Annotated in this window: 18 protein-coding genes; 9 read left to right on the top strand and 9 right to left on the bottom strand. The window is 43.6% G+C overall.

From position 1 onward, the window contains the following. The first annotated feature begins 377 nt into the window (after window positions 1–377). The 5 genes from frdA to EAE93_RS22280 all read left to right on the top strand — a co-directional run bounded on the left by frdA (window position 378) and on the right by EAE93_RS22280 (window position 4,855). Complete coding sequence (gene frdA / locus EAE93_RS22300) at window positions 378–2,174, top strand: fumarate reductase (quinol) flavoprotein subunit (RefSeq protein ID WP_036809408.1); 1,797 nt, start codon at window positions 378–380, stop codon at window positions 2,172–2,174. After that, window positions 2,167–2,901, top strand: coding sequence for a succinate dehydrogenase/fumarate reductase iron-sulfur subunit (locus EAE93_RS22295; RefSeq protein ID WP_036776056.1), 735 nt, complete (start codon window positions 2,167–2,169; stop codon window positions 2,899–2,901). Before frdA ends, EAE93_RS22295 begins: the two co-directional genes overlap by 8 nt. Window positions 2,902–2,918: 17 nt before the next feature. Next, on the top strand, window positions 2,919–3,311 hold the full coding sequence (gene frdC, locus EAE93_RS22290; RefSeq protein ID WP_036809411.1) for a fumarate reductase subunit FrdC: 393 nt from the start codon (window positions 2,919–2,921) through the stop codon (window positions 3,309–3,311). Window positions 3,312–3,327: 16 nt separating this feature from the next. After that, window positions 3,328–3,681: a fumarate reductase subunit FrdD gene (gene frdD, locus EAE93_RS22285; RefSeq protein WP_036809414.1), complete on the top strand. Its 354-nt coding sequence runs from the start codon at window positions 3,328–3,330 to the stop codon at window positions 3,679–3,681. A gap of 283 nt (window positions 3,682–3,964) precedes the next feature. Next, a complete protein-coding gene (locus tag EAE93_RS22280) occupies window positions 3,965–4,855 on the top strand; it encodes an Rpn family recombination-promoting nuclease/putative transposase (RefSeq protein WP_036776060.1) in 891 nt (296 codons plus the stop codon). 155 nt (window positions 4,856–5,010) lie between these two features. Here EAE93_RS22280 and sugE read toward each other — a convergent pair whose 3' ends face one another. Continuing rightward, a complete protein-coding gene (gene sugE / locus EAE93_RS22275) occupies window positions 5,011–5,325 on the bottom strand; it encodes a quaternary ammonium compound efflux SMR transporter SugE (protein ID WP_036776061.1) in 315 nt (104 codons plus the stop codon). 234 nt (window positions 5,326–5,559) lie between these two features. Beyond that, the gene (gene efp / locus EAE93_RS22270; protein ID WP_036776062.1) at window positions 5,560–6,126 is read right to left on the bottom strand and encodes an elongation factor P; all 567 of its coding nucleotides are present in this window, start codon (window positions 6,124–6,126) and stop codon (window positions 5,560–5,562) included. Between the two features lie 38 nt (window positions 6,127–6,164). On the opposite strand from efp, the gene epmB reads away from it, so the two are divergent. Further along, window positions 6,165–7,193 carry an EF-P beta-lysylation protein EpmB gene (gene epmB / locus EAE93_RS22265; RefSeq protein WP_036809420.1) on the top strand — a complete coding sequence of 343 codons (1,029 nt, stop codon included), beginning with the start codon at window positions 6,165–6,167 and terminating at the stop codon, window positions 7,191–7,193. A 59-nt stretch (window positions 7,194–7,252) separates the two neighbouring features. Here the strand turns inward: epmB and EAE93_RS22260 are convergent, their stop codons facing one another. The 7 genes from EAE93_RS22260 to EAE93_RS22230 form a co-directional block, all read right to left on the bottom strand. After that, the gene (locus EAE93_RS22260; protein WP_036776064.1) at window positions 7,253–7,597 is read right to left on the bottom strand and encodes a DUF4156 domain-containing protein; all 345 of its coding nucleotides are present in this window, start codon (window positions 7,595–7,597) and stop codon (window positions 7,253–7,255) included. Between the two features lie 807 nt (window positions 7,598–8,404). After that, on the bottom strand, window positions 8,405–9,289 hold the full coding sequence (locus tag EAE93_RS22255) for a LysR family transcriptional regulator (RefSeq protein ID WP_235200956.1): 885 nt from the start codon (window positions 9,287–9,289) through the stop codon (window positions 8,405–8,407). An 845-nt stretch (window positions 9,290–10,134) separates the two neighbouring features. Further along, entirely contained in the window at window positions 10,135–10,419 is a 285-nt protein-coding gene (locus EAE93_RS22250) for a hypothetical protein (RefSeq protein WP_214040602.1), read from the bottom strand. Window positions 10,420–10,528: 109 nt separating this feature from the next. After that, window positions 10,529–12,187 carry a group II intron reverse transcriptase/maturase gene (gene ltrA / locus EAE93_RS22245; RefSeq protein WP_214040601.1) on the bottom strand — a complete coding sequence of 553 codons (1,659 nt, stop codon included), beginning with the start codon at window positions 12,185–12,187 and terminating at the stop codon, window positions 10,529–10,531. A 1,108-nt stretch (window positions 12,188–13,295) separates the two neighbouring features. Further along, complete coding sequence (groL, locus tag EAE93_RS22240; protein ID WP_036809426.1) at window positions 13,296–14,942, bottom strand: chaperonin GroEL; 1,647 nt, start codon at window positions 14,940–14,942, stop codon at window positions 13,296–13,298. 49 nt (window positions 14,943–14,991) lie between these two features. Next, complete coding sequence (locus EAE93_RS22235) at window positions 14,992–15,285, bottom strand: co-chaperone GroES (protein WP_036809429.1); 294 nt, start codon at window positions 15,283–15,285, stop codon at window positions 14,992–14,994. Between the two features lie 197 nt (window positions 15,286–15,482). Next, a complete protein-coding gene (locus EAE93_RS22230) occupies window positions 15,483–15,971 on the bottom strand; it encodes an FxsA family protein (protein WP_036809432.1) in 489 nt (162 codons plus the stop codon). A 376-nt stretch (window positions 15,972–16,347) separates the two neighbouring features. Here EAE93_RS22230 and aspA point away from each other — a divergent pair, with 376 nt between their 5' ends. The 3 genes from aspA to EAE93_RS22215 all read left to right on the top strand — a co-directional run bounded on the left by aspA (window position 16,348) and on the right by EAE93_RS22215 (window position 21,126). Next, window positions 16,348–17,772, top strand: a complete 1,425-nt coding sequence (gene aspA / locus EAE93_RS22225) for an aspartate ammonia-lyase (RefSeq protein WP_110086403.1) — start codon at window positions 16,348–16,350, stop codon at window positions 17,770–17,772. A 140-nt stretch (window positions 17,773–17,912) separates the two neighbouring features. Next, complete coding sequence (locus tag EAE93_RS22220; protein ID WP_110086402.1) at window positions 17,913–19,214, top strand: anaerobic C4-dicarboxylate transporter; 1,302 nt, start codon at window positions 17,913–17,915, stop codon at window positions 19,212–19,214. A 184-nt stretch (window positions 19,215–19,398) separates the two neighbouring features. Next, on the top strand, window positions 19,399–21,126 hold the full coding sequence (locus EAE93_RS22215; RefSeq protein ID WP_214040600.1) for a protein-disulfide reductase DsbD: 1,728 nt from the start codon (window positions 19,399–19,401) through the stop codon (window positions 21,124–21,126). The last annotated feature ends 16 nt before the right edge of the window (window positions 21,127–21,142 follow it).

The following is a 21,142-nucleotide window of genomic DNA, read 5'->3' as shown; positions in this document are numbered from 1 at the left end:
TTTGACAAACTGACGTCCGGTATGAAGGGAAGGTTCCCGTTTTCGAATGAATAAGGTCATAAAAGATCTGCGCTTAAAAGAAGTACGCAGATCTTAACGGATAATACACGCCTTTTGCGACACCCTCGCACTGGGCGAGGGTTTACGGCGGATTTTGCTAAATCTGACAATAATACCCTTTCATATCAAATTTATCTCACTTGGAAATCGCTATACTTAATCCAATACAAATAGTGATAAATAGCTGTCCTTAATCGTTAAAGCACAAGATTTTATCTACAAAATCTTGCGATATAAGAAACAATAACAACAACATTTAGGAAAGTTACGACGATTTTGCTTATTAATTAATTTAACTTAAATAATGGAGAAGCACAGTGCAAATTTTTAATGCCGATCTCGCTATTATCGGAGCCGGAGGCGCTGGTCTACGTGCCGCAATTGCCGCCGCTGAAGCTAATCCTCAAATGAAGATTGCTCTGATCTCAAAAGTTTACCCAATGCGTAGCCACACGGTGGCAGCGGAAGGTGGATCAGCCGCAGTCACCCAAGCTCACGACTCCTATGACTTCCATTTCAACGACACAGTATCCGGTGGCGACTGGTTATGTGAGCAAGATGTTGTTGAATATTTCGTCGAACATTGCCCGACAGAAATGATCCAGCTAGAGCAGTGGGGCTGCCCGTGGAGTCGTAGAGAAGATGGTTCCGTCAATGTGCGTCGTTTTGGTGGTATGAAAATAGAGCGTACTTGGTTCGCTGCGGATAAAACTGGCTTCCACATGCTGCATACGCTATTCCAGACTTCCCTTAAGTACCCTCAAATCCAGCGCTTTGATGAACATTTTGTCCTTGATATTCTGGTGGACGAAGGGCAAGCATGCGGTCTGGTTGCACTAAATATGATGGAAGGCGCCAGAATTCAGATAAGAGCCAATGCCGTTATTATGGCAACCGGTGGTGCAGGCCGTGTATACCGTTACAATACCAACGGCGGTATCGTGACCGGTGATGGTATGGGCATGGCATTCCGTCACGGCGTACCACTGCGTGATATGGAATTTGTTCAGTATCATCCAACCGGTTTGCCAGGCTCAGGTATCCTAATGACAGAAGGTTGTCGTGGTGAAGGCGGAATTCTGGTCAACAAAGATGGCTACCGCTATTTACAAGATTATGGCCTCGGCCCTGAGACTCCATTAGGCAAACCTGAAAACAAATATATGGAACTAGGTCCTCGTGACAAAGTTTCTCAAGCTTTTTGGCATGAATGGCGTGCCGGTCGTACTATTTCAACTCCACGTGGCGATGTGGTTTATCTTGATCTCCGCCATTTGGGAGAGAAGAAATTGCTTGAACGCTTGCCCTTCATCTGTGAACTGGCAAAAGCGTATGTCGGCGTTGATCCCGTTAAAGAACCCATTCCGGTCCGACCTACGGCACATTACACAATGGGCGGTATCGAAACTGACCAGAAATGTGAAACTCGCATTAAAGGGTTGTTCGCTGTCGGTGAATGTTCTTCTGTCGGCCTGCATGGCGCAAACCGCCTTGGTTCCAATTCTCTGGCTGAATTAGTGGTCTTTGGCCGTCTGGCCGGTGAAGAAGCTGTAAAACATGTTCAACAAACCAAACCCGTTAATGACCGCCCATTAGACGCCCAGGCACGTGATGTAGTCGCACGTTTGAACAACTTACTGAAACAGGAAGGGACGGAAAGTTGGTCGAAGATCCGTGATGAAATGGGGATTTCGATGGAAGAAGGCTGCGGTATCTATCGCACCCCTGAACTCATGCTAAAAACGATCGATAAGATTGCCGAATTAAAAGATCGCTTCAAACGAGTGAAAATCACCGATAACACCAATGTGTTCAACACGGATCTACTGTACACCATTGAGCTTGGCTTTGGCTTGGATGTGGCTGAATGTATGATTCATTCAGCGATAAACCGTAAAGAGTCCCGTGGCGCTCATCAACGTCTGGATAAAAGTTGTACCGAACGTGATGATGAAAACTTCCTAAAACATACGCTCGCTTTCTATAACTCTGGAGATGTCCCTCACCTAGAATACAGCGATGTGAAAATCACCAAATCCACACCCTCGAAACGTGTATATGGCGGTGAAGCCGCAGCACAAGAGAAAAAATATAAGGAGCAGGAGAATGGTTGATATGAACACCCTGAGAGTGGAGGTCATGCGCTATAACCCAGAAAGTGACCATAAACCCCATTTTATAGCCTATGAAATTCCTTATGATGAGCAAACTTCTCTACTTGACGCCCTAGGTTACATTAAAGACAATCTCGCTCCCGACCTCTCTTACCGCTGGTCTTGCCGTATGGCTATCTGTGGCTCTTGCGGCATGATGGTTAACCGCGTGCCGAAGCTGGCCTGTAAAACCTTCCTGCGTGATTATCCTCAAGGGATGAGAGTTGAAGCGCTAGCTAACTTCCCTATTGAGCGTGACCTGGTAGTGGACATGACCCACTTCATTGAAAGCCTGGAAGCTATCAAACCATACATCATCGGGAATGACCGTAAACCTATTGAAGGCCCAAATATTCAAACTCCAGCCCAGATGGCGAAATATCATCAATTTTCCGGCTGTATTAACTGTGGCTTATGTTATGCCGCTTGCCCTCAGTTTGGTCTGAACCCTGAATTTATCGGCCCGGCGGCAATCACGCTAGCTCATCGTTACAACCTCGACAACCGCGACCACGGTAAGAAGAAGCGTATGCCCCAACTTAACAGCCAGAATGGGGTATGGAGCTGTACATTCGTTGGTTACTGTTCTGAGGTCTGTCCGAAACATGTCGATCCAGCCGCGGCTATCCAACAAGGCAAGATCGAAAGCGCGAAAGATTTCATGATCGCCATGCTAAAACCACAATAAGGGGGAGGAAGAGAGTAATGACGACTAAACGTAAACCTTATATTCGCAGCATGGCTCCCAACTGGTGGCAGAAACTGAGCTTTTACCGCTTCTATATTCTACGTGAAAGTACCGCAGTGACGACTATGTGGTTCAGTATCTTATTGATATACGGTCTATTCGCTCTAAAAGGCGGCGCACAAAGCTGGGATGAATTTGTCACGTTCCTGAAAAACCCTGTCATTCTGCTGATTAATATCATCACCCTGCTAGGTGCTCTGCTGCATACTAAAACTTGGTTTGAGCTAGCGCCGAAGGCAGCTAACATAGTGATAAAAGGCGAAAAAATGGGAGCTGGGCCAGTAATCAAACTACTATGGGCCGTCACTATTATCGCCACCATGATTATATTAGGTATAGCCTTATTTTAACCTCAAGGAGGATCTAATGAATCAAATACCTAAACGTTCCGATGAACCGATTTTTTGGGGATTATTTGGCGCCGGTGGTATGTGGGGCGCAATTGTAGCCCCTGCCATTATTTTATTGGTAGCAATCCTTTTACCATTGGGAGTAGCACCAGAAGCATTAAGCTACACACGAATTCTGGCTTTCTGCCAGAGTTTTATTGGTCGTGCTTTCCTATTACTGATGATTATTCTACCGCTATGGTGTGGTTCACACCGTATCCACCACGGTATGCATGACCTGAAAATTCATATTCCTGCAAGTAAATGGATTTTCTACGGCCTGGCCGCGATTCTGAGTGTTGTCGCGATTATTGGGGTTTTTACGTTGTAGTCGAACAGCAACGAGCTGAAGTTATAAATACTCTTTACCCTGATCAATGTTGTCAAAAACCTACCCTCACATCTGTTTACGCAGGAAAATATCTTTAAAGGCTGGTTTGTCCAGCCTTTAACTTATTCAAGCTATCATCCAAGATATATTCATTTCTCCGAAATTCTCCTGCTTTTGATTCACGAAAGGAAAAACTACACAAGTGAAAAAAGCATAGGCGGAAGTGATAGTTCCTTTGCCTAATATTCCTTCAATATAAAAGAAAGTATGCTACCATTCACCCATGAAAAGAAAAAATACACCAACGCCACATGATGCCGTTTTTAAGCAGTTTTTAAGTCATGTTGAAACAGCCAAGGATTTTCTGGAGATACATTTGTCGGCGGCATTACAGGCAGTATGTGATCTCGATACACTCCGGCTGGAACCTGGGTCGTTTATTGAAGAGGATTTGCGAGCACACTATTCCGATATCCTCTATTCCCTGAAAACGGTGCAAGGTGACGGTTATGTGTATTGTGTAATTGAACACCAGAGTTCCCCAGACAAAATGATGGCGTTCCGGCTGATGCGTTACAGTATTTCAGCAATGCAGCGGCATTTAGAGCAAGGACATAAGAAATTACCGCTGGTGATCCCAATATTGTTTTACCACGGGAAAACGCGGCCATATCCGTGGAGTACCAACTGGCTCGACTGCTTTGATACTCCGACGTTGGCAGCAGAAATCTACTCCAATGCATTCCCACTGGTGGACCTCACGGTTATCCCTGATGATGAAATACTGACGCACAAACGGGTCGCCCTGCTGGAGATGGTACAAAAACATATCCGACAGCGAGACATCTCGGAGCTATTGCAAGAGCTGGTAATACTGCTGGCGTACGATTACTATACGGATGAGCAGTTAAAAAGCGTGCTAAACTATCTGTTACAGGCAGGCGATACGGCTGATCCGGAAGGGTTTATCCGGCAACTGGCAAAGCAGGTGCCGAAGTATGAGGAGGTACTAATGACCATTGCACAGAAATTAGAACAGAAAGGGCGTCTGGAAGGTGAAAAACTAGCGGCATTGAAAATTGCCCGTTCACTGCTGGATCTTGGCATCGATCGTGAAACAGTGATGAAAACTACCGGACTAAGCCAGAATGAACTGGAGCAAATACGTCACTAATTCACGCTACCAACCCTTTTTGATAGCGTAAAGATCTATGCACAAATGCACGAAACGTGCAGAAGCACTACAAAAAGTCGGTATTTCTTGATAAAGAATATCCCATATAGAAGCTGCACTGCCAAAATGTGAAGCCTTTGGAGTGCAGTTCAATATTAACTGGACAATTTCAAACCGATAATACCGGCGATAATCAGAACAAAACTTAGAATCCGGGCAAAACTTGCAGATTCACCGAACACTATAATGCCAAAAATGGCAGTACCCACTGCGCCTATTCCAGTCCACACCGCATAAGCTGTACCTATTGGCAAGCCTTTCATCGCATAAGCAAGCAACCCCATACTGAGCGCCACAGCACCGGCTGTAATAAGGCTCGGTATCAACCGGGTGAAACCATGAGTATATTTCAGGCCAACCGCCCAGACGACTTCGAATAAACCAGCAATAACAAGAACAAACCAGGACATATCAACGCCCCATATATAGTTGTGGAGTCGTCCCCAAAAAACGGCAGTATATCCAGGTCGTCCCGGATAACCATTAGAAACAGAGATGAATTATAGTCGTGTAAAATTGCAGTATCAATAACACAATATCGTGAGCTTAAAAGACAAAATAGCCATGCCCGGTATTATCACCAATAAAGAAAAACCACAGTCTGCTTCCAGAACTGCGGCTTTTATCGAATACAGTCGGGGTAATTATTTTACGCGAGAAACGTATTCACCAGAACGGGTATCCACTTTAATCACTTCACCGATTTGAACGAACAGAGGTACTTTAACTACCGCACCAGTGCTCAAAGTTGCTGGTTTACCACCCGTACCTGCGGTATCACCTTTCAGACCTGGATCAGTATCAGTAATTTCTAATTCAACAAAGTTTGGCGGAGTCACAGAGATAGGCTGACCATTCCACAACGTCAGGATACACTCAGCTTGTTCTACTAACCATTTCGCATTATCGCCAACTGCTTTTTCATCAGCAGCTAATTGCTCGAAGGTTTCGTTATTCATAAAGTGCCAAAACTCACCATCGTTATACAGGTAAGTCAGGTTCATATCCATCACGTCGGCAGATTCTACAGAGTCAGTAGACTTAAAGGTCTTTTCCAGCAGTTTACCGGAAATCAGCTTACGAATACGAACACGGGCAAACGCCTGACCTTTACCCGGCTTCACGAATTCACTTTCAAGAATAGCGCACGGCTCGCCATCTAACATGATTTTAAGACCTGAACGGAATTCATTGGTACTATAAGTAGCCATGGAGATCCTCTTTCTAAACAAAATGGCTTAGCCAAAAAATGGCGCACATTATAACCCCAAAGATCATCATCAGAGAAGACTGGTTGAAACAACTTACAGATGTTATTACCGACCCTGATGAATTATTACAATTATTATCTTTAGATGAACACCCGACATTGAGTAAGGGGAGTGACGCACGTCGCCTGTTTCCACTACGGGTACCTAGGGCTTTTGTTGCACGTATGCAAGTAAACGATCCTGATGATCCGCTATTGCTTCAGGTCATAACGACACCAGAAGAATTTACACTTACACCTGGTTTTTCTACCGATCCTCTGGATGAACAACGCAGTGCTGTCCCCGGTCTATTACATAAATACCGTAATCGTGCACTATTGCTGGTTAAAGGAGGATGTGCGGTTAACTGCCGTTATTGCTTCCGCCGTCATTTCCCATACGAAGATAACAAAGGTAATAAACGCAATTGGCAACAAGCGTTAGATTACATTCAGCAACATCCTGAACTTGATGAGATTATCTTCTCTGGCGGCGATCCTTTAATGGCAAAAGATCACGAACTTGATTGGTTGATTAGCAATCTGGAAAAAATTTCCCATATCAAACGACTACGTATTCATACTCGTCTGCCTGTGGTTATTCCTGCCCGGATCACAACAACACTTTGTGATCGGCTGGCACAATCAAGACTACAGGTGCTCATGGTGACACATATCAATCATGCTAATGAGATCGACCAATCCTTACGGAACAGCATGATATTGCTGAAACAAGCAGGTATCACGTTATTAAATCAAAGTGTGCTGTTACGCGGTGTCAATAATCATTCTGATACTCTGGCTGATTTGAGCAATGCTCTGTTTGATGCAGGCATTCTGCCTTATTACATTCATGTGCTGGATAAAGTACAAGGAGCAGCCCACTTTATGGTCAGCGATGAAGAAGCCAGGGAGCTTATTCGAGAATTACTGACAAAAATTTCAGGTTACTTAGTACCTCGTCTGGCAAGGGAAATCGGCGGAGAACCGAGTAAGACACCTCTTGATTTGGGATTAAGGCAAAATTAACAAAAAATTCATGCCCGGATACTTTTCAGCCGGGCATATCATTCAAATCCTGAATGCCATTACTGGCATTTATAGACCTGACCAATCATTTTACTATCCAGTGGAGCAAAGCTCGATAACAGACTTTCACTCGGACTGGTGACTCCATAAATCACATTTCCCCCCATGACTGCGGCTTTATTGCGTAAATCATTGGCTGCCCCACGCATCGAGCTACTTTCATTACTTACACCAGTCATCCAATTGCTTTGTGTACCTGTTACTTCACCTAATAACTGACACTCGCTATCGGGCTTAATGTCAACAAAAAGAACCTGTGAACCTCCAGAAGTTAATTGGTTGGTGGTCGTACACCCTGCCAGCAGTAGCAACACTGAAGCGCTGAGCAAAACTTTAATTCGCATGTTTTTCCTCACTCATTGTTGTAAATTCGACAATTAATCATCAATATACCTTGTTGTGTGCCAATATCGCAAAAAATAATTTAATAAAGTATCCTTAAGGTAGAATGTTTAGGCCAAAAATCTTTTATACCAAGATGAATTCAGTAAAAAAATAGGGAAAATAACCGAATAAATAACACGAATAAGCTCAATAAGTTACTTTTCCCATAAAAAGGTAATTCATTAATTATCCCATTAGTTATATCCCAAAAAAATCTTTTATCCATTATATTAATGACCTGATAAATCATTCACGATATTACAAGTACCAAAACTAATATGGATTATAAATTTTCCTACATCTCTATTAATTTAAAAAATCAATCTGCAATATTAAAAGTATAATGTAAACATTTAACCGATTCTTTAACTCCTAAAAGTGTCTTGGATAAGCTTATAATAATCCGACATATATTTCCTATTAGCATATTTGTGCTTGTTTTTTATCTGATAAATTCAATTCCGATGTTGCGAATGATATTAAACTTAAACCATCTCGTCAAAAATACCATTAGAACATCTATCAACAGTTTTAAATTGGTAATATCTCACAACAATCTTTTATTAAGTAATTATCTGATGTTATATTTAGCAAAAATTACACTTATTAAGATGATTTAGCAATTATACTCATCTTAATTTCATGTGGATTTTATTATATATAAATAACTATGTCTTTTTAACACGGATTCAATTTGAATACAGATATTCCATTGATACCACGATAACACTCGATCAAATATTTTCGTGGTACCAATTTCATGGTTATTACCATCCATCACCAATATGGATGTACTCTGCTAGATAGTCGAGAAATACCCGTACTCGTGATGGAGGTTGCCTGCCTGTGCCGACAAAAACGGCATATATTTCTTCCTTATCGCCAGGATTATAGTTCTCAAGTACAGGTAGCAGCAAACCAGCCTGAATATCAGCATTCACATGGAAACAGGCCAGTCGTGCTAAGCCAAGTCCTGCTATTGCGGCTTTACGCATGGTTTCTCCATCACCAAGTAACAAGTTCCCTGAAGGCAATTGTTGCACCCACTCTTCCGAACCGATGAAAGGCCACGCTTTCACATGGCGGGTGAAACCAAAACCAAGTCGATTGTAGCGCCCTAGATCGCCAGGCGTAGCAGGCATCCCTACTCTTTCAAGGTATGAAGGAGATCCTACCACAACCATTCGACTTGACCCCAACCGGCGCACCATGAGACATGAGTCGTCCAGAGGGGGACCAGTACGAATTGCCACATCGCTATGATCATCAAGTAAATCCACTACCAAGTCACATAACGAGATGTCGAGCGTGATCTCCGGGTAGCATTGCAGGAAGTCCGGTAATATAGGCATCAAGCAATGTTTTCCAAAGGCAACATGACAATTCACACGTATACGTCCACGCGGTGCTGTTCCCTGATTTGCCTCTTGTTCTGCGGCTATGATGTCCTCCAAAATCCTGACACTACGCTCATAGAAAACAGAACCCTCAGCCGTTAATTGAAGTTTACGTGTTGTTCTATTCAACAGCCGTACACCAAGTCGCATCTCCAGTCGATTAATAAGCTTACTGACTGCTGATGGCGTCATGTCGAGCTTGCGAGCAGCGGCAGAGAGACTCGCCGACTCAATTACCTGAACGAACACAGCCATTTCTGTAGATCGATTAAATTTGTGCATAGATATTTGAATTATTTTCCAAAGTCCTATGAATAAATGAATTTTAGTCTAATATGCTCATTTTTTCTAAACTTAAGGAAATATTTTTTTGCTTAAGAATTTATCCCATTCCAAACCACCTTTATTACTTAGCCCGTTGCGTGTTTGTGGTCAATGCCTACGGATCAACCTGATCGAATGTCGTTAATTCCTATCTGAAATTTAGGTGAGAATTTTGCTTATTGATGCAGCATTAGGATTGATGTTGTTGACGAGCAAGATAGTGAAACATCAAGTCGCCTTTTAAGCTGATAAAAAGGGCTAGTCACTTTATCCGATGCGCCGTAAAACCCCGTCCTTCAGAGGATGTCAAAAAGTCATAGCTTCACACAGGTACAGAACAGAACTGTATTGCCCAAACTTTTGATCACGAGCATGACACACTGGATAGTGCTGAGGAGAGAAACAGGAGAAGAGAACGTTATAACAAGAGCAGCTCTTGCGCCATTCATCGGGGTGTCAGCAAAAACAGGATTGACGGGAAAGTCTTCCAGCTATCCTAATAAACCAATCACTGAGTAAAACAGAAACCGATATCCGGGCTTAAACTCAGCCCGAATATCGGATTTTATCAAATGCTATTTCGGCGGGAAGGTAATGAGTACAACTTTAGTTAGCACCCACTATGGACGTAACCCACCAGGCTAGCTACCTACGCGACTATGTCGGGTAGCAGCAGTACATTACTGCACCGCCGCCCCCTAAGAACCGTACGTGCAAGTTTCCCTGCATACGGCTCAAGCCTTTATAAGCTCAAACTAATGTTTGGGCCGACGACGTTAGCCACATGTTTTCTTTTTTGAGGCTAGTGCTAAGTTGATTTTAACAATTTCAAACTCATCACTCTTTTTGTTATGCGCTTTACAGAGCGGAACAATGTACCAATCACTATCAGTTGATCCCACTTTAATTATATGAGCACCAACTTCAGGTTTATTTGTACAAGATATTTCACTACAAAAACCAGGTAGTGACTTATTCCCAGAGTAAGTTAGCCAATGTTCTAACCAACTACCACAAGAGCAATTGTTATCTTCAGTTCCTACTATGTTCTTAACTTTCATTTCGTCCTTTGCCTCTATCAGATTTAATGAATTAACGTACTTCCTATACATTCACGATGTGTAGGGTAGCATTTATTCATATCTGTATAGTGATGGTGGAATTCAAGTGTTAATTAAAATATTTATTATGGAACTGTCTGTGGCAATTAGGGTGCAACATTACCAAATTATCAATTTCGTCTCCGCCTCCATCTGTTCGTCGAATTATGTGATGGATATCCCAATCTTCATCATTCTTAAACATTTGTCCGCAGACAGAACATCGATATCTTTGGCGTTCCCAGATCGTTCGCAATTTTCGGAGATAAAGTTTGTTTTCCTTCCAGTACTTAATCTGGCGCTGTTCGAAATACAACTCATCATTGCGATCGTAGAGATTAGCCTCCGATTTTATTTTGATATGCCGCTTAATCGGGATGTCTTTACTTCTGAGCAATCGAGCTAACTTGCCCTGCGTATCGACACTCTGGAATACCCACTGCTCACCGCTAACTGTATGAAAGTATTTATCCTTCACCCAGCGTTTATTACGGTTCTGATGCTTACGACAGCACCAACGCCATAGGAGCTTCCAGACACGATAATCCACATAGCCAAATGTTTCTTTAGCCACAACATGACGATGATAGTTTGCCCAACCGCGTAAAACCGGATTGAGCAAGCGGATCAGTACATCTTGCCTGACCATCAGATTACTTCTGACTATGCCTCGAAGTTTCTGGAGATGATTTCGCAAGTTCTTCTTACTTGGCTTGATTAACATCTTGCCGTGATACTTGCGTAAGTTCTGCCCCAGAAAATCGAATCCATCTGCAATATGCGTGATCACCGTTTTTTCTGGTGATAATTGCAACCCTCGCTCGGCCATAAAGGCTTCAACTAATGGCTTGATTTCATTCTCAAGCAACTCTTTCGAGATACCCGTAATAATGAAATCATCTGCGTAACGCACATAATTGACCTTGGTCTTATAACTGGATTTGGTATTTTTCTTCCCAAAATGGGTTTCGAGTACCTTTTCCAGCCCATCCAGCGCCATATTAGCCAGCACTGGTGAGATAATCCCCCCTTGCGGAGTTCCTGCCTCGGTCGGAAACAGACGGTTGGACTCCATGAATCCCGATTTTAACCATTTCCTGAGTACTTGTTTGTCCAACAGGATATTGGCAAGTAACCATTCATGATCAATGTTGTCAAAACACCCCTTAATATCACCTTCCATGACCCATTCAGAAGATGTTTTTCGACTGAGATTAACAAAACATTGCTCAATCGCATCTGCCGTAGAGCGCATGGGACGGAATCCATAGCTATTTCGGTCTGCGGTTGTCTCTGCTACCGGTTCAAGAGCCAATAAGTAGAGTGCCTGCATTGCCCGATCTAGCATGGTAGGTATGCCCAGAGGACGTAACTTACCATTGGCTTTAGGAATATAAACTCGACGTAGTGGCTTAGGCTTATAACCTGTCCGTTTCAGTCGATTTATTGCCTGCCATTTAGTTTCAGGTGTGTTCCACAACTCCCCATCAACACCAGCCGTTTTCTTACCTCGATTTTCAGTGACTCGTTTGACAGCCAATACTTTGGCAGCAAACGAGCGAGTCAACATTCGCTGTAAAGTTTTAACTTTACGCCAACGCTGCTCTTTCGTCGCCTTCGCGATTCGAACCTGTAGCTCTCTAACCTGTCGCGTTACCTGATACCAATTAATGGTATGCCAGCTTAGCGTTTGGTTGGAGAATGCAGGTACGTTAATTTCAGTACTCATCTTGCTACTCTCCTCAGTATCTTAGAAAAAAGAATCCCTGATGAGCAGTAGATAAATTTCTCCCCTACGGAAGAATTATCTACTCCCGTAGGGGTAAGTGAGTGGTAACCCACTTCACCTAGTTTCTTATGTACTTTAGAACGCTTTACAAGCCTTCACACGATTAAAGACCAGTCGGAAGTCTGCCCCGTTTCCGGTAGAGGAACATTTAACCCCTTATCCATTCCATTACAGAATGACATTCGCTTTCTCCGACCTCCTTTACCCGCATTTTTCACAGTTCGTCTTACGACTTACCTGCCACAAGGGCAAAAATACGGGCTTACCGAGTTCCATGCTGATGACATGAATCACTTAGGTTCTGCCAATACACCGAAGGTCTGATGGCAACGTATTCCCAGATGTAAGAGGAATAGCCGACCTTATACCTTTTGGTCACAGCATATCAGTAGCTTATGCTGCTTGCGGCTGACGGTGCTTTTTAGCAGTTCACTTAACGTTAACCTTATAATCCAGCCTAGCCTCTCATCCACCTGCTACTGGTGAAATCTATTATTCACCTCACGGCGAAACAATACCTGAAATTCAGGGAGTACATTGTCAGGACGCTTGGCACCCCACCATTACTGGTGACGCACTGTCCCTAGGCTACTGTTAGTTGCATAACAGGTCTGCTTCTGTACTTAAATGAACAAGCACAGTCAGACAATCATTAGCACAGCTTCACACCGGTAGGTGCTAGTGCGCAAAACTAATAAAGACGATATTAACCCCGCTTCATGACAAACCGGATTTTAGTTTGCTTCAGCGTGTATCTTTTTGGACGTTACAAAATTCATTACAGTTAATATATTTGATAAATTTCAAATATTTATAACAGTTATTTCATTTGTAAGTTTAAGGGGATACTGGCTTTAAGCCACTACCCAGACGTTAGTTCTTCGCTTAGCGAAGAACCGATGTTCCGGGAGAGTTTAAAGCCCGGAACATCGGACATTTATTATATTTGTGCTAATTAGTGCGGGTTGGGAGTGAGTACTACCTATTCAGGATAGTACTCACAGGGACGTAGCCCGCTAGGCTAGCTACCTACGCGACTCTCGTCGCACTACATCATGCCGCCCATACCGCCCATGCCACCCATACCACCTGCGGCACCTAAATCAGCTTTATCATCTTTAGGCATATCAGTGATCATACATTCAGTAGTGATCATCAGGCCAGCGATAGATGCTGCGAATTGCAGTGCAGAACGGGTTACTTTGGTTGGGTCCAGAATACCCATTGCGATCATATCGCCATACTGTTCAGTCGTTGCGTTATAACCGTAGTTGCCTTCACCTGCTTTCACGCTGTTTGCGATAACAGATGGCTCTTCACCTGCGTTGTCAACGATCTGACGCAGAGGAGCTTCCATTGCGCGCATTGCAACACGGATACCTACGTTTTGATCTTCATTATCGCCTTTCAGACCAGCAATAGCAGCCGCAACGCGAACCAGTGCAACACCACCACCAGCTACCACGCCTTCTTCTACTGCTGCGCGAGTTGCATGCAGAGCATCGTCAACGCGAGCACGTTTTTCTTTCATCTCAACTTCTGTTGCAGCACCAACTTTAATAACAGCAACACCGCCAGCCAGTTTAGCTACACGCTCTTGCAGTTTTTCACGGTCATAATCAGAAGTGGACTCTTTGATCTGCTGATTGATCTGAGAAACACGGCCTGCAATTGCAACTTCTTCACCAACGCCATCAATAATGGTGGTGGTATCTTTGTTGATAACGATACGTTTTGCCTGACCCAAATCTTCCAGAGTTGCTTTTTCCAACTCCAGACCAATCTCTTCAGAAATAACATTACCGTTAGTCAAGACAGCGATATCTTGCAGCATAGCTTTACGACGGTCACCGAAGCCAGGCGCTTTAACCGCAGCAACTTTAACGATGCCACGCATGGTGTTAACAACCAGAGTAGCCAGTGCTTCACCTTCAACATCTTCCGCAATAATCAGCAAAGGCTTGCTTGCTTTAGCTACACCTTCCAGAACTGGCAACAGTTCACGGATGTTGGAGATTTTTTTATCTACCAGAAGAATATATGGGTTTTCTAATTCAACAGAACCGTTTTCTGGTTTGTTGATGAAATAAGGAGAGAGGTAACCGCGGTCAAACTGCATACCTTCAACGACATCCAACTCGTCTTCCAGGCCAGTACCTTCTTCAACGGTGATTACACCTTCTTTACCGACTTTATCCATCGCTTCTGCGATCAATTTACCCACAGTTTCGTCGGAATTCGCGGAGATAGTACCTACCTGAGCAATAGAGGTGGAATCTGAGCAAGGTACGGACAGCTTTTTCAGTTCTGCCACTGCTGCAACCACGGCTTTATCAATACCGCGTTTCAGATCCATTGGGTTCATACCAGCGGCTACGGCTTTCAGACCTTCAGTAACAATAGACTGAGCCAATACAGTTGCTGTTGTTGTGCCGTCGCCCGCAGCATCATTCGCTTTAGAGGCAACTTCTTTCACCATCTGAGCACCCATGTTTTCGAACTTGTCTTCCAGTTCAATTTCACGAGCTACGGAAACGCCGTCTTTAGTGATTGCAGGAGCACCGAAAGATTTATCCAGCACAACGTTACGGCCTTTAGGACCCAGGGTTACTTTTACTGCATCAGCAAGAATATTCACACCACGTAGCATCTTAACGCGAGCGTCGCTACCAAATTTTACGTCTTTAGCTGCCATTGTTTCTTTCCTTTAAATTCGTTCAGTTAAGAAGATCTAAGCGCAACAATTACGCTTCAACAATTGCCAGAATGTCGCTTTCAGACATGATCAACACTTCTTCGTTGTCGATCTTCTCTGACTTAACACCGTAACCATCGTTAAAAATAACGATATCTCCAACTTTCACACACAGTGCTTTTACATCACCGTTTTCAAGGATGCGGCCATTGCCCACAGCCAGGACTTCGCCACGAGTGGATTTACCCGCAGCAGTGCCAGTCAGCACAATACCGCCAGCAGATTTTGATTCAACTTCTTTACGCTTGACGATTACACGATCATGCAATGGACGAATATTCATTGATAGCTCTCCTATAAGAAAGTCCATATCAGGTAAGAGGATTGATACCAGCATGCTTTCATTAAACCAGTATCATAATAAATTAAATGGGGACTTATTTATGATACTTCAAGGGCAGGCAAAAAAATATTTTACTTTTTTCTTGCCCACAGAAAAAAACCGATGATTAAACTAAACATTCAGAAAATTACCGCTTATCAATGAGGCTTATGCTCGTCATCATCGGGTTTACTATCTTTCAACGTACGGGAGGCGTTATCCTGCTTACGCTCATATTCACCCTCGAAAGTATTACTATCTCGTCTAAACCCACCGCTATTATGAGGACGATAGAAATTGATATGTGGCATCAGTTTCATCACTAATGTTTTTTGAACCGCTGGCAGTAACAACAGCAATCCAAGGAAATCCGTAAAAAAGCCGGGAAGGACTAACAGGAAACCCGCCAGTAAAAGAGAAACGCTTTTTATCATTTCTGCGGCCGGACTCTCGCCGTTAACCAGCTTCTGCTGGATCTGGAGAAAATTCTTTATGCCCTGACTGCGAACCAAAGAGATACCAACACAAGAAGTAAACAACACCAGTAACAGAGTTAACAGCACACCTAGTTCGGAGGCAACGCGCACAAATAAGGTTGACTCAATGTAGACAAGCAAAAATATCAGGATAAATGGCAACCAACGCACTTGGTGCTCCTTCAATTGATTTGGATGAACGGGTTGTATCCTGAATAAATCATATCAACAAAATCCAAGGGACAACCAAATTAATGTTTTTTAGTTTATTAAAGATATAATTGGGGTCACAGTTATCGTTTTCAATCCTCTGAAAATTTTGCTAATTAAACACGCAATTGTGATAAATATCACATATATCAAATCAGACTAAACAAATACCACTATAAAGTGATCCAGATTCAATGCATTTATTGCTAACCAGCATATGATCACGTGGGCAATCCGGTGATAAAAAGTTCATATCATAACTATTGCTGTTGGCAACATAATGATTTAATGAACGCATAATTAGACAGTAAAAACGTCATCTAATAAGAAGGTTCTCATGTCAAACAACATTCGTATCGAAGAAGACCTGTTAGGTAAACGAGAAGTCCCTGCTGAAGCCTATTATGGTATTCACACCTTACGTGCGATTGAAAACTTCCATATCAGTAACAACACCATTAATGATGTACCCGAATTTATCCGTGGCATGGTGATGGTAAAAAAAGCCGCAGCCTTAGCTAACAAAGAACTGCAAACGATTCCTAAAAAGATTGCAGACATCATCATCAAAGCATGTGACGAAGTGCTCCATACCGGCAAATGCATGGATCAGTTTCCGGTCGATGTGTTTCAGGGCGGCGCCGGTACTTCACTCAACATGAATACCAATGAGGTTCTGGCAAACATTGGTCTGGAACTGTTAGGCCATAAAAAAGGCGAATATGAGTACCTGAATCCTAATGACCACTTGAATAAAAGCCAATCAACTAACGACGCCTACCCAACCGGTTTCCGTATTGCAGTTTATAACTCCATCCTGAAACTGATCGAGTCTATTGAACTGTTAATTGCGGGCTTCGATAAAAAAGCGAGAGAATTCAGCGATATCCTAAAAATGGGTCGTACCCAGTTACAGGATGCTGTTCCTATGACGCTGGGGCAGGAATTCAACGCATTCTCTATCCTGCTGAAAGAGGAAGTTAAAAACCTAAACCGAACCTCTGAATTACTGCTGGAAGTTAACCTTGGCGCTACTGCTATCGGTACCCGCTTGAATACAGCACCAGGTTATCAGAAATTGGCGGTTGAAAAACTGGCGGAAGTTTCAGGTTTACCTTGCGTACCAGCCGAAGACCTGATTGAAGCCACCTCTGACTGTGGGGCTTACGTTATGGTCCACGGTGCTCTGAAGCGCCTGGCTGTCAAACTGTCTAAAATTTGTAATGACCTGCGTTTGCTCTCTTCTGGCCCTCGTGCTGGCCTGAATGAAATCAACCTACCAGAATTACAGGCAGGCTCTTCTATTATGCCGGCAAAAGTGAACCCGGTTATTCCAGAAGTTGTGAATCAGGTTTGCTTCAAAGTTATTGGTAACGATATTTGTGTTACTATGGCGTCCGAAGCAGGCCAGTTACAGCTCAATGTAATGGAACCTGCTATCGGTCAGGCCATGTTTGAATCTATCTCCCTGCTAAGCAACGCTTGCCGCAACCTGGTAGAAAAATGCGTTAATGGCATCACGGCTAACAAAGAAGTTTGCGAAAATTTCGTATTCAACTCGATCGGTATCGTGACATATCTGAACCCATTCATCGGTCACCACAATGGTGACATTGTTGGTAAAATTTGTGCTGAAACCGGTAAAAGTGTTCGTGAAGTCGTGCTGGAACGAGGCTTACTGACCGAAACTCAATTGGATGACATCTTCTCTGTAGAGAACCTAAAATGCCCATCTTACAAGGCAAAACGTTTTGACGATTAAGTTGTTGAATATAATAAAAAATAGCTCTTAGCAACAAGGCACGCAACTCCAACTGGATAGCGTGCCTTTTTACTTCCCTACATGCACAAAGTATTAACCTAAAATTTTCAAATTTTTAATTATTTCAAGGAGTCACTATTATGTTAGCCGTAGAATTGATTATCGTTCTGCTGGCCATCTTCCTGGGTGCAAGATTAGGGGGAATTGGCATTGGATTTGCCGGTGGTCTTGGCGTTCTGGTGCTGGCTGCAATTGGCGTTAAACCAGGGCATATCCCATTTGATGTTATTTCCATCATTATGGCAGTTATCGCTGCTATCTCTGCAATGCAGGTTGCCGGTGGTCTGGATTATCTGGTTCAGCAAACTGAAAAACTGCTGCGTAAAAATCCAAAATACATCACGATACTCGCACCTATCGTTACCTATTTCCTGACACTGTTTGCAGGTACAGGTAACATCTCTCTGTCAGCATTGCCCGTTATTACTGAAGTTGCGAAAGAGCAAGGCATTAAGCCATGCCGTCCACTTTCGACGGCGGTTGTAGCGGCCCAAATTGGCATCACCGCCTCCCCCATTTCCGCGGCGGTCGTTTATATGTCTTCTCTGATGGAAGGCCACGGCGTCAGCTATATCCATCTGTTAATGGTGCTATTACCATCCACTTTCGCCGCTATCATTCTGATGTCTTTCATCATCTCTTGGGCGTTCAATTCCAAGCTGTCTGATGATCCCGTTTACTTAAAACGTCTGGAAGACAATCTAGTAACTCTGCGTGGCAGCAAACAAATTGAAGTTAAACCAAAAGCTAAAGCTTCCGTTCTGTTATTCCTGTCAGGTGTTATCAGTGTTGTTATTTATGCTATCGTCAATAGTCCAAGCATCGGCCTGATTGAAGAACCTCTGATGAACACCACTCACGCTATTCTGATCATTATGTTGAGTGTCGCAACTATCACGACGATGTTCTGTTCAGTTGATACTGACGCTATCCTGAACTCCAGTACCTTTAAGGCGGGTATGAGCGCATGTATCTGTATTCTCGGTGTTGCATGGCTAGGAGATACTTTTGTACAAGCGAACATGGATTGGATTAAAGACACTGCCGGAGACTTAATCCACTCTCAACCTTGGTTGCTAGCGATTATTTTCTTCTTCTGTTCCGCCCTACTCTATTCTCAGGCGGCAACCGCAAAAGCATTGATGCCGATGGCTTTGGCTCTGAACGTCACACCATTGACAGCCATCGCCTCTTTCTCCGCGGTTTCTGGGTTGTTTATTCTTCCTACCTATCCAACCTTGGTTGCCGCGGTTCAGATGGATGACACCGGCACTACCCGTATCGGCCGTTTTGTATTTAATCATCCATTCTTTATCCCCGGCACCATTGGAGTTGCTCTAGCTGTGGCCTTCGGTTTCCTATTTGGCAGTATGATCCTCTAATTCCGGCTGCCAATAACCACTTAATCCAGGGGCGTATACCGCCCCTGACTCCCCTCTCCCAAACGATCTATTTTCGCTGAAAACCTTCGATTGCTGCTCTAATCTTAACCAGAGCACTTTCTGGTCTGACAGCCTTAGGTTATAGTGCTGAATCTATTTCATTTAATTAGCGATCATTATCTTTATGATTAAACGTACTCTGATGCTATTTTTGCTGCTTTGCAGCACCCTCTTTACCTCAACGGCAGCGAATTCGCTGTTTGAACAACCGGGGCAAAATCCATATTTGCCAGTAGATCAGGCATTCATGTTTGATTTTCAGCAAAAAGGCGACAAATTGACGTTAGACTGGCAGATCAAACCGGGTTATTACCTTTATCGCAAACAACTTCATATTGAGCCGCAACAGGCCACACTGGGTAAAATCACGTTGCCACAAGGTACAGCTCATCGAGATGAGTTTTTTGGTGAAACCGAAGTTTATTTCCAACAACTTATCGTCAATGTTCCTGTTACAGAGGCGAACAAAAATTCCAATATCGTTGTCACCTATCAAGGCTGCGCCGCCGCTGGATATTGCTATCCACCGGAAACCCGCATTGTCCCATTGAGTGCTGTTGTTCCATCAAAAACAACTGACTCAACACCGACTGAACCTGTTCAGAAAACACCAGAAAGCGCATCAAATGATCAACAACATTTACCTTTCTCACCACTCTGGGCAATTCTGATTGGCATCGGTATCGCCTTTACACCTTGTGTACTGCCGATGTATCCATTGATTTCCAGCATTATTCTTGGCAGCCAACGCCCTAAGAGCCTAAAACAGATATTTTGGTTAGCGCTAAGCTATGTTCAAGGCATGGCGATCACCTACACATTACTTGGATTGGTTGTAGCGGCTGCGGGTCTACAATTTCAAGCCGCACTGCAACATCCGTATGTACTGATTGGCTTATCCGTATTGTTTATTCTGCTAGCACTATCAATGTTCGGCCTCTATTCTCTGCAACTGCCTTCCACTGTTCAGACACGCTTAGTCAACTGGAGCAACCAGCAAAAAAGCGGTTCACTTCTCGGTGTATTCGCTATGGGGGCGTTAGCGGGATTAATTTGCTCCCCTTGTACTACCGCGCCTTTAAGCGCTATTTTGCTCTACATTGCTCAAAGTGGTAATACTGTGGCAGGTGGCCTAACCCTTTATCTTTACGCTTTGGGCATGGGATTACCGCTCATTGTCGTCACCCTGTTTGGTCATAAACTCCTGCCACGCAGTGGGCCTTGGATGCAGTATGTTAAAGAAGCTTTTGGCTTCATTATCCTCGCGCTACCCGTTTTCCTGCTGGAAAGAGTTATCGGTGATACTTGGGGAATACGATTATGGAGCCTGCTGGCCGTCAGTTTCCTGGGATGGGGATTTGCTCTGACGATTAGAAGCCAAAACGGTTGGGTACGAGTTATGCAACTGATATTGTTGATTCTGATGCTGATAGCTACCCGTCCATTGCAGGATTGGTTTTGGGGTACAACAGTTACCCAACAATCGCAACACAGCCTCAACTTCCGTCAGATAAATAACTGGCAGGAATTAGAACAAATAATGACACAAAACAGCCATAAAACCATTATGCTTGATTTCTATGCTGACTGGTGTACCGCTTGTAAAGAATTTGAAAAATATACATTCAGCGATCCACAAGTTCAGTCACAACTGCGGGATACCTTACTGTTACAGGCCAATGTCACGAATCACAGCCCGCAGCAGAAACAGCTTTTAGAAAAACTGAGCGTTCGGGGATTACCGACCATTCTGTTTTTTGATTCCCAGGGAAAAGAGATCCCCGATTCACGGATAAATGGTTTTATGGATGCAACCCGCTTTAACGAGCATTTGCAACATCTGCCAAAATGATTCAGAAGGAGAATAC

This window comes from Photorhabdus akhurstii, from assembly GCF_018448925.1.
GTDB classification, from domain to species: domain Bacteria; phylum Pseudomonadota; class Gammaproteobacteria; order Enterobacterales; family Enterobacteriaceae; genus Photorhabdus; species Photorhabdus akhurstii.
This window is presented reverse-complemented; position numbering and strand designations above follow the sequence as displayed.

Bases quoted from the DNA above. Each gene is read 5' to 3' on its own strand.
- EAE93_RS22295 (WP_036776056.1), top strand. From the start codon at position 2,167: ATGGTTGATATGAACACCCTGAGAGTGGAGGTCATGCGCTATAACCCA.
- frdC (WP_036809411.1), top strand. From the start codon at position 2,919: ATGACGACTAAACGTAAACCTTATATTCGCAGCATGGCTCCCAACTGG.
- frdD (WP_036809414.1), top strand. From the start codon at position 3,328: ATGAATCAAATACCTAAACGTTCCGATGAACCGATTTTTTGGGGATTA.
- EAE93_RS22280 (WP_036776060.1), top strand. From the start codon at position 3,965: ATGAAAAGAAAAAATACACCAACGCCACATGATGCCGTTTTTAAGCAG.
- sugE (WP_036776061.1), bottom strand. From the start codon at position 5,325: ATGTCCTGGTTTGTTCTTGTTATTGCTGGTTTATTCGAAGTCGTCTGG.
- efp (WP_036776062.1), bottom strand. From the start codon at position 6,126: ATGGCTACTTATAGTACCAATGAATTCCGTTCAGGTCTTAAAATCATG.
- epmB (WP_036809420.1), top strand. From the start codon at position 6,165: ATGGCGCACATTATAACCCCAAAGATCATCATCAGAGAAGACTGGTTG.
- EAE93_RS22260 (WP_036776064.1), bottom strand. From the start codon at position 7,597: ATGCGAATTAAAGTTTTGCTCAGCGCTTCAGTGTTGCTACTGCTGGCA.
- EAE93_RS22255 (WP_235200956.1), bottom strand. From the start codon at position 9,289: ATGGCTGTGTTCGTTCAGGTAATTGAGTCGGCGAGTCTCTCTGCCGCT.
- EAE93_RS22250 (WP_214040602.1), bottom strand. From the start codon at position 10,419: ATGAAAGTTAAGAACATAGTAGGAACTGAAGATAACAATTGCTCTTGT.
- ltrA (WP_214040601.1), bottom strand. From the start codon at position 12,187: ATGAGTACTGAAATTAACGTACCTGCATTCTCCAACCAAACGCTAAGC.
- groL (WP_036809426.1), bottom strand. From the start codon at position 14,942: ATGGCAGCTAAAGACGTAAAATTTGGTAGCGACGCTCGCGTTAAGATG.
- EAE93_RS22235 (WP_036809429.1), bottom strand. From the start codon at position 15,285: ATGAATATTCGTCCATTGCATGATCGTGTAATCGTCAAGCGTAAAGAA.
- aspA (WP_110086403.1), top strand. From the start codon at position 16,348: ATGTCAAACAACATTCGTATCGAAGAAGACCTGTTAGGTAAACGAGAA.
- EAE93_RS22220 (WP_110086402.1), top strand. From the start codon at position 17,913: ATGTTAGCCGTAGAATTGATTATCGTTCTGCTGGCCATCTTCCTGGGT.
- EAE93_RS22215 (WP_214040600.1), top strand. From the start codon at position 19,399: ATGATTAAACGTACTCTGATGCTATTTTTGCTGCTTTGCAGCACCCTC.